Source organism: Demequina zhanjiangensis (assembly GCF_030418315.1).
Taxonomy (GTDB): Bacteria; Actinomycetota; Actinomycetes; order Actinomycetales; family Demequinaceae; genus Demequina; species Demequina zhanjiangensis.
The window spans coordinates 41,451-55,832 of the sequence record NZ_JAUHPV010000007.1; the positions used below are offsets into that span (position 1 = coordinate 41,451).

General features: G+C 70.1%; 14 protein-coding genes. 7 read left to right on the forward strand and 7 right to left on the reverse strand.

What is annotated here, in order from left to right; translation table 11 throughout:
- Nucleotides 1–6 precede the first annotated feature (6 nt).
- On the reverse strand, nt 7–726 hold the full coding sequence (lexA, locus tag QQX04_RS11655) for a transcriptional repressor LexA (RefSeq protein ID WP_301129386.1): 720 nt from the start codon (nt 724–726) through the stop codon (nt 7–9).
- 175 nt (nt 727–901) lie between these two features.
- On the opposite strand from lexA, the gene QQX04_RS11660 reads away from it, so the two are divergent.
- Nucleotides 902–1,222 carry a LysM peptidoglycan-binding domain-containing protein gene (locus QQX04_RS11660; protein WP_301129388.1) on the forward strand — a complete coding sequence of 107 codons (321 nt, stop codon included), beginning with the start codon at nt 902–904 and terminating at the stop codon, nt 1,220–1,222.
- A 188-nt stretch (nt 1,223–1,410) separates the two neighbouring features.
- A complete protein-coding gene (nrdR, locus tag QQX04_RS11665) occupies nt 1,411–1,872 on the forward strand; it encodes a transcriptional regulator NrdR (RefSeq protein ID WP_301129390.1) in 462 nt (153 codons plus the stop codon).
- 172 nt (nt 1,873–2,044) lie between these two features.
- Here nrdR and serA read toward each other — a convergent pair whose 3' ends face one another.
- Entirely contained in the window at nt 2,045–3,250 is a 1,206-nt protein-coding gene (serA, locus tag QQX04_RS11670) for a phosphoglycerate dehydrogenase (protein WP_301129639.1), read from the reverse strand.
- Between the two features lie 80 nt (nt 3,251–3,330).
- Between serA and QQX04_RS11675 the strand changes: the two genes are divergently transcribed.
- Nucleotides 3,331–4,149, forward strand: coding sequence for a matrixin family metalloprotease (locus QQX04_RS11675; RefSeq protein ID WP_301129392.1), 819 nt, complete (start codon nt 3,331–3,333; stop codon nt 4,147–4,149).
- A 7-nt stretch (nt 4,150–4,156) separates the two neighbouring features.
- Here QQX04_RS11675 and QQX04_RS11680 read toward each other — a convergent pair whose 3' ends face one another.
- Complete coding sequence (locus QQX04_RS11680; RefSeq protein WP_301129394.1) at nt 4,157–6,343, reverse strand: HelD family protein; 2,187 nt, start codon at nt 6,341–6,343, stop codon at nt 4,157–4,159.
- A 144-nt stretch (nt 6,344–6,487) separates the two neighbouring features.
- Between QQX04_RS11680 and QQX04_RS11685 the strand changes: the two genes are divergently transcribed.
- Nucleotides 6,488–7,408 carry a PAC2 family protein gene (locus tag QQX04_RS11685; protein ID WP_301129396.1) on the forward strand — a complete coding sequence of 307 codons (921 nt, stop codon included), beginning with the start codon at nt 6,488–6,490 and terminating at the stop codon, nt 7,406–7,408.
- Between the two features lie 191 nt (nt 7,409–7,599).
- On the forward strand, nt 7,600–7,803 hold the full coding sequence (locus tag QQX04_RS11690; protein ID WP_062203110.1) for a cold-shock protein: 204 nt from the start codon (nt 7,600–7,602) through the stop codon (nt 7,801–7,803).
- Between the two features lie 18 nt (nt 7,804–7,821).
- On the opposite strand, the gene QQX04_RS11695 is transcribed toward QQX04_RS11690, so the two are convergent.
- Complete coding sequence (locus tag QQX04_RS11695; protein ID WP_301129399.1) at nt 7,822–8,601, reverse strand: spermidine synthase; 780 nt, start codon at nt 8,599–8,601, stop codon at nt 7,822–7,824.
- A gap of 98 nt (nt 8,602–8,699) precedes the next feature.
- Between QQX04_RS11695 and QQX04_RS11700 the strand changes: the two genes are divergently transcribed.
- Nucleotides 8,700–9,083, forward strand: coding sequence for an SCO2097 family morphological protein (locus QQX04_RS11700; protein ID WP_301129401.1), 384 nt, complete (start codon nt 8,700–8,702; stop codon nt 9,081–9,083).
- A gap of 151 nt (nt 9,084–9,234) precedes the next feature.
- On the opposite strand, the gene QQX04_RS11705 is transcribed toward QQX04_RS11700, so the two are convergent.
- Genes QQX04_RS11705 through QQX04_RS11715 form a run of 3 tightly spaced genes read right to left on the reverse strand, consistent with a single transcriptional unit; the run spans nt 9,235 to nt 13,630 of the window.
- Entirely contained in the window at nt 9,235–11,364 is a 2,130-nt protein-coding gene (locus QQX04_RS11705) for a transglutaminase TgpA family protein (RefSeq protein WP_301129403.1), read from the reverse strand.
- Nucleotides 11,361–12,638: a DUF58 domain-containing protein gene (locus tag QQX04_RS11710; protein WP_301129405.1), complete on the reverse strand. Its 1,278-nt coding sequence runs from the start codon at nt 12,636–12,638 to the stop codon at nt 11,361–11,363. The genes QQX04_RS11705 and QQX04_RS11710 overlap by 4 nt, the downstream gene beginning before the upstream one ends.
- On the reverse strand, nt 12,635–13,630 hold the full coding sequence (locus QQX04_RS11715) for an AAA family ATPase (protein ID WP_301129407.1): 996 nt from the start codon (nt 13,628–13,630) through the stop codon (nt 12,635–12,637). The genes QQX04_RS11710 and QQX04_RS11715 overlap by 4 nt, the downstream gene beginning before the upstream one ends.
- A gap of 199 nt (nt 13,631–13,829) precedes the next feature.
- Between QQX04_RS11715 and mraZ the strand changes: the two genes are divergently transcribed.
- Nucleotides 13,830–14,297, forward strand: a complete 468-nt coding sequence (gene mraZ, locus QQX04_RS11720) for a division/cell wall cluster transcriptional repressor MraZ (RefSeq protein WP_301129409.1) — start codon at nt 13,830–13,832, stop codon at nt 14,295–14,297.
- Nucleotides 14,298–14,382: the final 85 nt, after the last annotated feature.

Below are 14,382 nucleotides of genomic sequence, written 5' to 3' on the forward strand. Positions count from 1 at the left end.
CCGCCGTCAGACTCGACGCATCACCGAGACGACCTTGCCCATGATCTGGGCGTGCGTGCCGTCGATCGGCGTGTAGGCAGGGTTGTGGGGCATGAGCCACACCTGGCCGTCTCGCCGGCGGAAGGTCTTCACAGTCGCCTCGTCGTCCAGCAATGCGGCGACGATGTCGCCGTTGTCGCAGCTCGCCTGACGGCGCACGACGACCCAGTCGCCATCGCAGATCGCGGCGTCGATCATCGAGTCACCTGAGACCTTGAGCATGAAGAGCTCTCCGTCGCCCGTCAGCTGGCGGGGCAGGGTGAAGACGTCCTCCACGACCTGGTCGGCGAGGATCGGTCCACCTGCGGCGATGCGGCCGACCAACGGCACTCCGACGGTCGGCCCGTCCGAGTCGCCTGCGTAGGGGAGAGCGGTGGGTGTCTCTGGGGCGCTCTCGGCGGGCGCAGCGATCTCCTCAGGCATCACGACCTCGATCGCACGAGGCCGGTGGGGGTCCCGGCGCAGAAGGCCCTTCGACTCCAGGGCGCTGAGCTGGTGCTTGACCGACGAGGTGGAGGTGAGGCCGACGGCCTCGCCGATCTCGCGCATCGACGGCGGATAGCCGCGCGAGGCGACCGAGTCGCGGATGTGCTCAAGGATGAGGCGCTGGCGCTCGGTGAGGCCCACGCCGCCGCTCACGTCGGGGAACGCGTGGATCGTCGCGTCCTGCTGGTCGTCGCTCGCCATGACTGTGTCCTCCATGCCCGCCGGGTTGTCAGACCCCGGTGATGTCCTTGTCTCGAACCTAGGGCAGACGGACTGCGAAATCAAACATTTGTTCGACCGTGTCTTGTGAATGTCGGCGGGCGATGCTAGAACTAGAACATACGTTCGATAGAACACATGTTCGAAGGAGGATGAGATGACGATCGGAACGATGACGGTGACGGCCCCTCGGACCGCATCCGCTCGCATGCGCAGGAGCGTGCTGCTCGCTGTCCTTGTCCTCCTCGCCACGCTGATCGCTCCGCGAGCCTTCGCCGGCGGCGATGAGGTGCCGGTGGGCTCCGCGCTCACCACCTACACCGTGTCCTCTGGGGACACCCTCTGGGAGATCGCCTCCTCTCTCACTCCCGCTGGCGAGGACGTCTCAGAGAAGCTCGCGGACATCGTCGAGCTGAACCGGATGGAGTCGTCCACCATCGTCACGGGCCAGCAGATCCTGGTTCCGCTCGCAGGCTGACGCAGCGGCTCGACGCGGTGCACCGCGCGCTGGGCGTGAAGGCTCCTGAGGTGCTCACACGGTTTCGCGGTGCCCCCTGAACGTGGCCGCCTCGGCATAGCTCTCGGGCGAGTCCGGCATGTGAGTCGCCTTGCAGGGAAGGACGCTGATGCGTGCGTGACAGGTGTGAGTCGTGGGAGAGTAGGGGCATGTACTGCCCGTTCTGCAGGAACCCTGACTCCCGCGTGGTCGACTCTCGTGTCGCCGACGACGGAAGTCAGATCCGTCGTCGGCGCGAATGCCCCCAGTGCGGCAAGCGCTTCTCGACCGTGGAGACGCCCACGCTCATGGTGATCAAGCGCACCGGTGTGGCCGAGCCCTTCAGTCGGGACAAGGTCGTCACGGGCGTCCGCAAGGCGTGCCAGGGACGGCCGGTGGGCGAGGACGACCTGATCAAGCTGGCGTACCGCGTCGAGGACTCGATCCGCGAGGGCGGCCAGGCGGAGATCAACGCGCCGGACATCGGCAAGGCGATCCTGGAGCCGCTCCGCGAGCTCGACGAGATCGCCTACCTGAGGTTCGCGAGCGTCTACCAGAGCTTCGACTCGCTCGACGACTTCCAGGCCGCGATCGACAGGCTCCGCGCCGAGGACGCCGCCCGCGACGCATAGTCGGCCTCAGGTGACTTGCAGCCCGGGTCGTCTACCGTCTGCTGCTCGATGCCCAGCGCCGCCCATCCACCATCGCGGATGCGCCGCCCACGCAGGCGGTCGTCCGTCGATCACACGACGAAGGCCCGGTCCGAGGATCCTCGGACCGGGCCTTCGTGCTGAGCGCTGAGCGCTAGGACAGGACGCGCACTCGCACGGTGCCCGCCATACCGCGAAGCTCTTCGACGGTCTCGCGGTCGAGGCCCGACGCGACGTCGGTGACCACGTATCCCAGCTCACCGCGGGTCGACAGCATCTGCGCATCGATGTTGACGTCGTGCGCCGCGAACACCTGGTTGACGGCGGCGAGCACGCCGGGCACGTTCTCGTGCAGGTGCGCCACGCGGTGCGAACCCTGCACCTGCTCGAGCGACAGGTTCGGCATGTTGACCGACAGGGAGGTGGAGCCGTGCCGCATGTAGTCACGCATGCGCGAGGCGACGAACTGGCCGATGTCCCGCTGCGCCTCCTCGGTGGAGCCGCCGATGTGGGGCGTGAGGATGACGTTGCGCTTGCCGCGCAGCGGCGAGTCGAACACGTCGCCCTTCTTCTTCGGCTCCACGGGGAAGACGTCGAGAGCGGCACCGCCGATCGCGCCCGACTCGAGGCCTTCGCCCAGCGCCTCCATGTCGACGATGAATCCGCGCGACAGGTTGAGGAACTTGGCGCCGTGCTTCATCGCGCCGAACTGCTCGCGGCCGAAGAAGCCCGAGTTCCCGGCGCGCCCGTCCACGTGGAGCGTGACGATGTCGGCCTCAGCGAGCAGAGCCTCCAGTGAGGGCATGGGCGTCGCGTTGCCGAGCGCGAGCTTCTCCGCAGTGTCGTAGAAGATCACGTTCATGCCGAGCGCCTCGGCGATGACGGACAGCTGCGAGCCGATGTTCCCGTAACCGACGATGCCGAGAGTCCGCCCGCGGATCTCATGCGAGCCCTCGGCGCTCTTGGACCAGACGCCCTCGTGCATCGAGTTGTTGTGCTCGGCGAGGCGTCGGGTCAGGGAGATCATCTCTGACACGGCCATCTCCACCACGGAACGCGTGTTCTGGAACGGCGCGTTGAACGCGGCGACCCCGTATCGCGCGGCAGCGCCGAGGTCGATCTGGTTCGTGCCGATCGAGAAGGCGCCGACCGCGAGCAGGGACGGGGACTCCTTGATGACTCGCTCCGTCAGGTGGGTCTTGGAGCGGATGCCGAGCATCTCGACACCGTCGAGGGCCGAGATCAGCTCGTCCTCGTCCATCGCTCCGACATGGTTGTCCACCTCGATGCCGGCCGCCGTGAGGACGTCGGTGGCTCGGGGGTGGAGGGACTCGAGAAGTAGTGCGCGCACGAGCGCAATACTCTCGCAATTCGCGTGGATTCCCAACTTGTTGCGCCTCCCTGAGAGAGCACTCGCTCCCGGCGTGGCAGTCTGAACCCGTGAACTCCGCAGGCCGCGCGCTCTCGACCTTCCTCATCGCCGTGATGGTGGTGGGCGTGGGCGGTTTCGTCTGGGCGGCGTTCGCGAGGGGCCTGACCTGGAACGACGTCACGCAGTTCGCCCTCCCGCGCAACGGCGTGATCGTCGCGGAGCAGCGCTATGTGGTGCCGGAGCCCACGGGGGACGGGTCTCGGCTCCTGCCACAGGTGATCGTCGCCGAGGGCGGCACCTACGAGATGTGGTACCCGGGCGTCGACGGCGACCCTGTCCGCTACGACCCGTGCGAGCCGGTCGAGTGGGTGTACAACCCTGGCTCCGAGCCCGAGGGCGGCGCGCAGATCGTCGCCGACGCTGTCCAGCGTGTCTCCGACGCGACGGGCCTGCTGTTCGTCTACGAAGGCGAGACCGAGGAGCCCCTCTCGGACTCACGCGACGCGATCCAGGAGCGCTACGGCGTCGACCGTTACGCGCCCGTCGTGATCGGGTGGAGCGACTCGGGAGCCCTCGCCGCGCTCGAGGGCACCGTCGTGGGCGTGGGCGGCTCGAGCGTCGTCCCCGCAGCCAAGGGCGACGGCGAGTACCTGGCCGCCGGCTCCGTCGTGATCGACGTGGACGACGCACAGGACCTGCTCGACGGCTTCGACGGAGATGCGGTGCTTCGCGCGGTGATCATGCACGAGCTCGCGCACGTGGTGGGTCTCGCCCACGTGGACGACGAGGCCGAGCTGATGAGCCCCGCCAACCGGTGGAAGACCGAGTGGGGCCCTGGCGACCGGACCGCGCTTGCGCTCGCCGGCAGCGGCGCCTGCCAGTCCTGACCGGCGGCTAGCCCTCCAGGCCCGGCGGCAGAGTCCCCGTGTGGACGATGTCGAGGTGCCTCGTGGGTCGGGTGAGCGCCACGTAGAGGTCGCCTGCGCGTGCCGCGATCGCGGCGGGATCCACGACGACGACCGCATCGAACTCGAGGCCCTTGGACGCAAGCGCCCCGATGACCTCCACGTCGGAATCCCCGAGGGCGGCCCGCAGGTCCGCGTGCAGGCCCTCGGGCGCGATGACTGCGACGAGCCCTCCACCCGAGGAGGCGAGCTCCTCGAGCCGATGTGATGCCCGTCGTGCAGACGCATCGACGAGCGAGCTCGCGTCCACGCGGTGGAACGCCACCGCGTCGTCCACGTCGCGCGCGGCGCTCAGCTCCGAGACGGGCAGCCCGACCGCCTTCGCGAACGACTGCGCAGCCTGCGCGACCTGCGCCGGGATTCGATAGCTGACGGTGAGCTCGCGCAGGTTCCACGTGCCGCCGAACAGAGGGTCCATCGCCTCGGGCCACCACGTGGTGCCCGCAGCCGACGACGTCTGGGCGACATCGCCGACGATCGTGAACGAGCGGGTGGGGCAGCGGCGGGACAGCATCCGCCACGCCATGGGGCTGAGCTCCTGCGCCTCGTCCACGACCACGTGCCCGTACGTCCACGTGCGGTCGGCGGAGGCGCGCTCCGCGACGGTGAGGCGGGTCGACCCCTCGCGCATGCGGGAGGCGAGCGCCTCGGCGGTGACCATGCCCCCGTCGCCGAAGGTCTCGAGCACCTCCTTCGCGTACTCGACCTCCTCGGTGGTCAGCGCGCTCGCGTCGGGCCGGGGCGAGCCGTTCGGCATGTCGCCGAGCAGCTCGGCCGCCTCGTCGAGCAGCGGGACATCCGCGTCGGTGAACGGTGCCGAGGTCGGGCGCAGGAGGAGATCCCGGTCGGAGGCGCTGAGCCGCGGCGCCGCGTTGTCGAGCAGATGCGGCTTGGAGAACAGGTCCTTCAGCAGCTGCGCCGGGGTGATCGGCAGCCAGCACAGGTTGATCGCGACCCGGATCGACCGGTTGTCGCGCACCTCCCGTTCGAGCTCCATCCTGTCGTCGGCCTCGACGTGCTCCAGCTGCTCAGCGAGCTGCGCGGTGAGGCGACCGATCATGTCCTTCGCGAACGTGGCGCGTGCCTCGTTGTGCGGGCGTCCGTCGCGTCGTGCACGGGCCTGGGCGTCGCGGATGTCGGACCTGCGGATCACGACGGGCCGGCCGTCCAGGCGGACCGTCTGGTCGGTGCGGGGGACGCGCTGGCGCTCGCGGACGGCCCGCTTGATGACGCCCGCCATGTCGCTGCGCCCCTTGATGCGGGCCACGGCGTCGGACTCGACGCCGGCGATGGTGACGCCCTTCACGAGGCCCTCGAGCGTGGTGGAGACCGCGCCGGTCTCGCCAAGCGACGGCAGCACGTGGTCGATGTACCGGAGGAACTGGCGCGAGGGGCCGATCAGCAGCACGCCGCGGCTCGCGAGCCTCTCACGGTGGTGGTAGAGCAGGAACGCGGCACGGTGCAGCGCGACGGCTGTCTTGCCAGTGCCGGGTCCGCCCTGGACGACGAGCGCTCCCTCCATGGGGGCGCGGATGACGGCGTCCTGCTCGGCCTGGATCGTCGCGACGATGTCGCCCATGCGTCCGGTGCGGCGTGCGTCGAGGGCCGCAAGGAGCGCGCCTTCACCGGCGAGGGAGCCCTCACGGCCGGCGGCACGGAGAGCCTCGACGTCGAGCACGTCGTCCTCGACCGCTGTCACGGTGCGGCCGCGCGTCGTCAGATGGCGGCGGTTCATCACGCCGCTGGGCGCGGCGGCGGTGGCCGAGTAGAAGGCGCGCGCGGCGGGCGCGCGCCAGTCGGTCAGCAGGGGAGCATGCTCGGCGTCGGACAGCCCGATGCGGCCCACATAGAGGGTCTCGCCGTCGATCATGTCGAGCCGACCGAAGCACAGCCGGTCCTCGACGGCGTCCAGCTGGCCGATGCGGTCCTCGTACAGGGTGGCGAACGCGTCGCGCTCCGAGCGGTTCTGCGGCGAGCCCGAGGGGCCCTGGCGACGGATGTCGGCGAGCCGCTCCTCAGCCTCGTCTCGCAGCGTGTCGAGCCGTCCGTAGAGCGTGTCGACTACCTGCTGCTCGGCATCGAGTCCCGTGGCGGTGGCGGCGGGCTCGTCGTGCATGGCATATCCCTCGGGTCGGGTGGTCCGTGGCGAAGCAGTCAACCATTATCGCAGGATTCGCATGCCGCATCGTACGCATTCCCGGCTTTCGCCCGACGCGGAAGTCGACGGATGTGCTCGCGGGCCATGCCAGGATGGAGCGATATGGAGACGAAGCTGGTGACGTGGGACCCGGACGGCGTCGCGGCGTGGGCCGAGGAGGCCCCGTCGGAGGGCGCCGTGCTTCTGCATGCGCTGCGCGGGTTCATCGACGCAGGCAAGACTGGACGCCTCGTCGCGGAGCACGTGCATGACATGGGAGAGCCGGTGAGGCTCGCGACCTTCGACATCGACGAGCTGCTCGACTACAGGTCGCGCCGCCCCGAGATGACCTTCTCCATCAACGAATGGACCGACTACGACGAGCCGTACCTCGCACTCGACATGGTTCGTGACGCGGAGGGCACCCCCTTCCTGATGCTGCATGGCTTCGAGCCTGACATCCGGTGGGAGGCGTACATCAGGGCCGTGCGGGACGTCGTCGAGCGTCTCGGCATCGGCCTGGTGCTCGGCACCCACGGCGTCCCCATGGCGGCGCCTCACACGCGCGCGCTTGGCGTCACCGTGCACGGCACGTCTCAGGAGCTGCTGCCCGATCAGCCCAGCATGTTCGGCACGGTGAGCGTGCCCGCCTCCGCGCAGAACCTGCTGGAGTACCGCTTCGGACAGTGGGGCCTCGACGTGGTGAACGTCGCCGTCCACGTGCCTCACTATCTTGCGCAGTCCTCGTACCCGCAGGCGGCGCAGCGTGCGCTGACCGCGCTCGAGGATCTGTCCGGCCTGGTGCTGGAGCCGCAGGGGCTCGATGCCGAGGCTGATCGCGCGGAGGAGGAGATCACGCGGCAGCTCACGGAGTCGGAGGAGGTCCAGGCGCTCGTCGCCGCGCTGGAGGAGCAGTTCGACGCGTTCCAGGAGTCGCGCGACGACGAGATGCTCCAGGACGGGCTCATCCCCTCGGCGGACGAGCTAGGCGCCGAGTTCGAGAAGTATCTCCGTCAGCACGGGCGGGATTTCCCTCAGGGCTGATCATTTTTGCGGCGCGGCACGCCCAGAAGTGTCGCGCTCGCGGCCCTGTGCATGACACACTTGGTCTCGGTTGCAAGAACGTAGTGTGCAGGAACCCGCCCCTCATGGGTGGGAGAGGTCATTGCGGCGACGAGCGCGGCAAAGTGTCGCGCTTCCCTCCCAGGGCATTTGAAACAAAGGGAGAAACCCGCATGGCGCAGGGTTCCGTGAAGTGGTTCAACGCAGAGAAGGGCTTTGGATTCATCGCCCAGGACGGTGGCGGCGCTGACGTCTTCGTCCACTACTCGGCGATTGAGACCGATGGCTACAAGTCGCTCGACGAGCAGCAGCGCGTCGAGTTCGAGGTGACGCAGGGTCCCAAGGGCCCGCAGGCGTCGAACGTCCGCCCGCTCTAAGGACGACGCGGGCGCCCGTCAGGGCGTCCAGTCGCTCCTGACGCCCGTCGGCAGGGATGCCGACGCGGCGTAGCGTGCGAGCACATCCACATCGAGGCGCGTCGACGCGGCGAGCACCACGTTCCCGCGTCGACGCCCCTTGAGGACGGCATGCTCGCCGATCGCCACGACGCTCCCGAGCGCGGCCCGCGCGGCCGTGACATCGGTTCGAGCGGTGGCCCCCTGAGGCCCAGCGCCCACATTCGCGAGGATCAGTCCTCCTGGCCGTAGCGCACGACGCGCGTGGCCCCACCACTCCTCGTCCGCCAGATGCGGCGGAGTGTCCGACCCTGAGAAGGCGTCCCGCACGATCAGGTCGATGCTCTCGTCACGCCGAGCGGCAAGCGCCTCGAGACCGTCCTGGGCGCGGATCCTCAGCCTCGGAGCGCGCGGAAGATCCCACCACGTGCGCACCAGCTCGGGCAGGGTCGCGTCGATGTCGACAGCGATGTGCCCCGAGTCGGGGTAGCGGTGCGCGAGATACCGCGGGAAGGCGCACGCGGCCGCGCCCACGTGAAGCGCGAGCATCCTCGCAGGAGGCTCCCATGCCTCGACGACCGCCGCGAAGCGCTCCATGTACTCGAAGTCGAGCACGTCGAGCTCAGGGCGCAATGGCGAGCTGGGAACTCCATTGACCCATAGAAACGTTGTCCCATCGGGTTCGTCCTCAAGACGCGCGACGCCGGTGGCGATGGGGAAGTCGACTCCCCGCGGCACGTGTGGCGCGATCGCGTCGAAGGTGTTCCCGCGTCGTGCCATGGGTCCAGCGTAGACGGCTGGATTGCGGTGGCTGTTCGAACTAGACTGGCGTCAGGTCCAGGTCCCCATGGACCTCATGACGGTGAGGAGGTGGCGCGATGCCGCTGTCGGAGTATGAGCAGCGCGTGCTCGAGCAGCTCGAGCGCGATCTGGGTTCCGACCCGCAGCTCGGGCGCGCGATGAAGCGCGGACCGAAGTCGCGCAGTCGCATCGCGCTCGGCGTCGTGGGCGTCGTCGTCGGACTCGGCGTCGTGGTGATCGGCGTCATGACCCAGCTGCTGTGGCTCGGCATCGTCGGATTCGCGCTGATGATCGCGGTGGCCCTGTGGGCCCTGCTCGGCGGCTCGTCCTCCAGTGAAGGCACGACCCCTGCCAAGCAGGCGAAGGGCAAGTCGGGGCCATCCAAGCCGCAGGCGAAGAAGCCCTTCATGCAGCGCATGGAGGAGCGGTACGACCGTCGCCGCGAGAAGGGCGACTTCTAGTCGTCTGCGCTGGTTCCTGAGACCGGCTCCTCTTGACGCGCGCCCTGGGGCGCGCGCATTTCTGTGTCCACCGTGGTGCCGTTGAGCCCGCCGTGGTGCTGTGCCTTCGGCGAGCCGGCGTGGCGTGACGTGGGCGGCACCCGTGCGACCTTCACGCGGTGCCGGCGCGGCTGGCTCCTGTGACGACGGCGTCCGCCAGACCCTTGAGGCGCTCCACCTCGTCGTGCGGCAGCTCCTCGGTGGCTCCGTGCGGCGCGTAGCGCAGCGTCATGACGGACTCCGTGAGCTCGTCCAGCGCCGCGTCGGCCTCAGGCGAGAGGGCGACGTGATCTCGGACGTGCCGAGCGGCCTCGTAGGGTGTGGCCGACAGGGCCCATCGAGCCTCCGCAGGAAGCCTGTCGCGCAGTCGCGACCACGCCGACTCGGCGCCCCTCGCCGCCTCCCGCGCGGAACTCCGCCGGCGGCCGAGGATCCACGCGGCGACGCCTGCGGCGGCGATCACCGCGAGCGCGACCCAGGGCAGCACCGCAGGAACCCCTGTAGGTGAGGCATCACCCGGCTCAGCGGCAGCGCTCGCAGACGCGGACGGGCTCGCCTCAGCGGACGGCTCCGCAGGCGCGGACGGCGCAGGCTCGGAGGACGTGCTGGGCGACGGCGAGGGAGTGGGCGTCGCGCCGGAGTCGGAGCCCTCGGCGTACTCGGGGGCGCTCGCCTGGATCGCGGGCGTCGGCTCGAACCTCACCCAGCCGGTGCCGGGGAAGTACAGTTCGGGCCACGCGTGGGCGTTGCCGCCGATCACCTCGTACTCGCCGGGCGAGATCGCCTCGCCGCCGAGGAACCCGACACCCATGCGTGCGGGGATGTCGAGCGTGCGTGCCATCACGACCATCGTGGTGGCGAACTGCACGCAGTAGCCCTGCCTCGTGTCCAGGAACTCGGACACCGCGTCGCGTCCTTGGAGCGCCACGGTCGTGTCGTAGGTGAACTCTGCCGGGTCGCGCAGCCACCGCTGAATCGCGAGCGCCTGCTCGTACTCGGTGGTGGCTCCCGCCTCGGTCACGAGATCGCGGGCGATCGCACCGATCCGGTCCACGTCGATCGGGTCGGCGAGCTCGAGCGCCTGGCTCTGCTCGCCTTGGAGGGCAGGTGCCGCCTGAAGGCGCTCCGCGGTGATGTAGCCGGGGTCGGTCACGACCGTGTAGGCGAGGCCCTGCGTGTCGGTGGTGGCCGACCGCACCTCGTCTCGGACGGGGTCGTAGAACCAGTCATCTGAGGCGTACACCCGCCGCGGGTCGACCGTGACCGGCAGCGCGTCCTGCTGGAGGGTCTCGATCGAGATCTCGAGGGAGGCCCCTGGATCGCGTTCGAGCAGGCCCGGTTCCGGCCACAGCACGCCGGTGTTGACCGGGCTGCCCTGCTCCTGCTCCTCGCCGCGATCCCACTCGCTGCCGTTGAAGTCCTCGGCGGTGTAGAGCCGGAGCACGTCGGCGCTGCCGCTGGTGGACGCGTAGGTCAGCACCACGGAGTTCGATCGAGAGTTGAGGGACTCCCTGAGGTCGAGGTCCAGGTCGAGGCGGGTGGCGGCGTCCCCGCCGATCTGCGCCTGGGGGAGGCGTCCCCAGCCAGGAGCTCCGACGGCGAGGGGTGTGAGCATGGCGGCGACGACGATGGTGGCGGCGACTGCGGGCACCCAGGCGGTGAGGCGCGGCGGAAGCGGCACGTCCTCATGCATCGAGGTGAGGGCGAGCGCTCCGAGCCAGGCAGCCAGGGCGGCGGCGGCTGCCTGCCAGGGCACCGACCAGGGGACGATCGCCGCGGGCAGCCAGGGCAGCAGCAGGAAGGCTCCCGCGATGCCTGTCGCACGCCAGGAGACGGAGATGTGCTCGGTCACGAGGAACAGCAGGACCAATGCCACGGTCACGAGTGGCGCGAGCGGGGTGGCGTCCTCCACCGGCGCGACGGAGGTGGCGGCGTAGGTGACGCCCTCGCCCACGGCATCGACGAGGGCACGTGCGGCGGCGGGAGTGGGGAACGCGTAGTCGGTGTGCAGCGGCACCGCTCCTGCGAGCGCGACCAGCAGTCCGAGCGCGGTGGGCAGCAGTCGCGAGCGGGTCACCGCGCGCGTCACGACCACCACGAGGGCGACACCGGCCAGCAGCGTGAGAGGTCCGAGCAGCCAGCCTCCGAGGTCGACCGGATCGGAGTACGCGAGCAGGCTGATGCCTGTCGCTAGCGCGAGCAGCATCGAGGCGGGCCACGGGACCCGGATCCTGCCGCTCATGCGCGCTCCGTCGCCTTGGCGACCGCTGCCCAGGCCTCGGGGAGGTCCTCGAGATCCTTCCATCGGGCGCATCGCCAGCCGCCCCGCTCGAGCGCATGGGCGGTCTCGGCGGCTCGCGGCGCCTCACGCACGAGTGCGACGGCGTGCCCGGCGGCGCCGAGCCCCGCGAGCATGCGCACGCCGGCGTCGGCTTCTCCCCGCGGCTCCACGAGCGCGACGAGCAGGGAGCCTGAGCCTGGCTCGGACATCAGCGCGTGCGCCGCGTCGACGAGGGCGTCCGAGGGTGAGCCGTGGGCGGGCTGAAGGTCGATGCAGTCGTCGAGCAGTCCTGCGCGTGCCTCGTCCCGCGCCTCGGCGGCCCAGCGGTTCAGCGGTCGTGTGCCTGGTGCGACGATCCGGACCGCATGTCCGTCGGCCAGTACTGCGAGCGAGAGGGACGCGGCGGCAGCGACCACCGTCTCCAAGTCTTCTCCGGGGGAGGGCAGGTCTGCGAGGAGGTCCGCCGGCGGGCGGCCCGCGTGCTCGTCGGCGCGGACCACGAGTGAACCGCGTCGGGCGCTGCTGGGCCAGTGGACGCGTCGGGGGTCGTCGCCGTGCCGGTACTCGCGGACCGCGGCGTCGTCGGCCGAGGCGCGGCGAGCTCCGCGTGAGATCTGCTCGAGCCCGTCAAGGCGTGAGCCGCCGGCGGCCGTGAGATCGACGACCCTGGGGCGGACGGGCACGAGCTCCTCGGCGCCGACGGGGGTGTCGGCCCATGCGAGACCCAGCGGGTCGGCGGCCCGCACCACGGCGGGGCCGAGCGGCCAGCGCCCGCGGGAGGTCGGGCTCAGCGAGTACGACAGGAGCACGGAGCCGGGCCTGCGCGTCACGGAGGCCGAGGTGGGGCGCATGCCTGTGAGCTCGGCTGCCGCCTGCTCGCGGATGTCGAGCTGGGGCACACGGGTGCTGCCGTGAGAGGAGGCGACCTCGACATGGACGGTGCCGGCTTCCCCTGCCACGAGCGGGAAGGGGCTGATGACGCGCCGCGCAGTGCGATAGCGGCGTCTGAGGAGCTGGACGGAGCTCAGGAGCCAGAGGGCGGCGACCGCCGCCGTGGCGAGGGTGGCGATTCCGAGCATCACGATGAGCGTCGAGGCGAGGCCGATCCCGAGCGCGGTGAGCGCGAGGCCGCCTCCCGTCATCCCGATGCCCCTTGCGGTGACGACTGTCTCCGTCCTGCCGGGACGCGTGGAGGCGGGAGCCGTGGCGGCCGTGGCGGTGCCGCGGCGGCTCATACGGTCTGCACGCTCCTGTCGCGGGCGTCGGCCGGGACGGGGACCTGGTCGGTGAGGCCCGCGATGATCTGCTCCGCGGTGCGTCCTGCGGTGCGTGCCTCGATCGACGGGATCACGCGGTGCGCGAGCACGGGCACGGCGAGCGCCTTGAGGTCGTCGGGCAGGACGTGGTTGCGGCCGTGGAGCGCTGCGCGTCCCTTGGCTGCGGCGAGCAGCTGGAGAGAGGCGCGCGGGGACGCGCCGAGCCGGAGCGTGCTCTCGGCGCGGGTGCCTCGCACCAGGTCCACGATGTACTGCTTGATCGCGGGTGCTGCGTAGATGCGCGTGGCGACGCCGATCAGGCGGGCGAGGGTCTCCGCGTCGGTGACCGCGGTGACGTGGTGCAGAGGATCGGTGCCGTCGTGGCTGTCCAGCATCGCGAGCTCATCGCCTGCGGAGGGGTAGCCGACGGAGATCCGCGTCATGAAGCGGTCCCTCTGGGCCTCGGGAAGCGGGTAGGTCCCCTCCATCTCGACCGGGTTCTGCGTCGCGACCACGAGGAAGGGCGAGGGGAGCGGGTGGGTGGTGCCGTCGATGGTGACGCGCCGCTCCTGCATCGACTCGAGGAGCGCGGACTGGGTCTTGGGCGAGGCGCGGTTGATCTCGTCGGCGATCACGACGTTGGCGAACACTGGGCCCGGCCTGAACTCGAAGCGGTGCTCGTCTGCGCGGTAGACGCTCACGCCGGTCACGTCGGACGGCAGCAGGTCGGGGGTGAACTGGATGCGTCCGACGCTCGCACCGACGGAGGCGGCGAGCGCTCGGGCGAGCGTGGTCTTGCCGACGCCGGGGACGTCCTCCATGAGCACGTGGCCCTCCGCGAGCACCGTCGCGAGGGTGGTCTCGATCGCAGGCTCGAGTCCTGACAGGACCGTGGCGATCGAGGCGCGGACGCGCCCGAGGACCTCCGCCACCTCGTCGAGCTCCGCTGCGGTCGGGATCGGGTGTGCCATGCGGTTCCTCCTGTTCGCCCTGGTTCGAGGGTAGCCGACCCGCAGGTGGGTGCGATGACCCTCCACCATGTGATGTGGCCACCTACCGGGGATTTTGATCCTCTGAGTGTCAGATTTCTCTCAGGTATCGCGTTTTGTGGGGGGAAGTGGAGTAAAGTGGGGGCATCGGGTGAGCCGTGGCGAGGGGAGGTGAGGCCACGTGTCGGACGCGGCAGTGCATGGCCTGGGCCCCACAGGGGTCTTCCTTGGCACGTTCATGCCTCGCCTCGACGACAAGGGCCGGCTGATCCTGCCGGCCAAGTTCCGTGGCCGGCTCGCCTCAGGCCTGGTCGCCACCCGCGGCCTCGACCGCTGCATCTTCGTGTTCCCGATCGACGAGTTCCAGGAGGTCCACAGCCGGCTTCGCAAGGCGCCGCTCGAGAACAAGGCGGCGCGCGACTACATGCGCAGCTTCCTGGCGTACGCCCAGGACGACATCCCCGACAAGCAGGGGCGGGTGCTCCTGTCGCAGCCGTTGCGCAAGTACGCGGGCATCGACCGCGAGGTCGCCGTGGTCGGCATGGGCTCGCGGGTCGAGATCTGGGACGTGGAGGCGTGGGAGGCCTACCTGGAGGCAGGCGAGGACGCCTACGCGGAGACGGCGGCAGAGGTCTTCGACGACATGTGACGGCGCGTGCCCTGTGGCCTTCTTCCGAGCAGCTCTGGCGGACTTCCCCCCGCCAGAGGGCCGGAGGGAGACCTCGGGGCACGAC

Coding starts and splice junctions, on each gene's coding strand:
- lexA (WP_301129386.1), bottom strand. CDS start 726: ATGGCGAGCGACGACCAGCAGGACGCGACGATCCACGCGTTCCCCGAC.
- QQX04_RS11660 (WP_301129388.1), top strand. CDS start 902: ATGACGATCGGAACGATGACGGTGACGGCCCCTCGGACCGCATCCGCT.
- nrdR (WP_301129390.1), top strand. CDS start 1,411: ATGTACTGCCCGTTCTGCAGGAACCCTGACTCCCGCGTGGTCGACTCT.
- QQX04_RS11680 (WP_301129394.1), bottom strand. CDS start 6,343: ATGCACGACGAGCCCGCCGCCACCGCCACGGGACTCGATGCCGAGCAG.
- QQX04_RS11685 (WP_301129396.1), top strand. CDS start 6,488: ATGGAGACGAAGCTGGTGACGTGGGACCCGGACGGCGTCGCGGCGTGG.
- QQX04_RS11690 (WP_062203110.1), top strand. CDS start 7,600: ATGGCGCAGGGTTCCGTGAAGTGGTTCAACGCAGAGAAGGGCTTTGGA.
- QQX04_RS11695 (WP_301129399.1), bottom strand. CDS start 8,601: ATGGCACGACGCGGGAACACCTTCGACGCGATCGCGCCACACGTGCCG.
- QQX04_RS11700 (WP_301129401.1), top strand. CDS start 8,700: ATGCCGCTGTCGGAGTATGAGCAGCGCGTGCTCGAGCAGCTCGAGCGC.
- QQX04_RS11705 (WP_301129403.1), bottom strand. CDS start 11,364: ATGAGCGGCAGGATCCGGGTCCCGTGGCCCGCCTCGATGCTGCTCGCG.
- QQX04_RS11710 (WP_301129405.1), bottom strand. CDS start 12,638: ATGAGCCGCCGCGGCACCGCCACGGCCGCCACGGCTCCCGCCTCCACG.
- QQX04_RS11715 (WP_301129407.1), bottom strand. CDS start 13,630: ATGGCACACCCGATCCCGACCGCAGCGGAGCTCGACGAGGTGGCGGAG.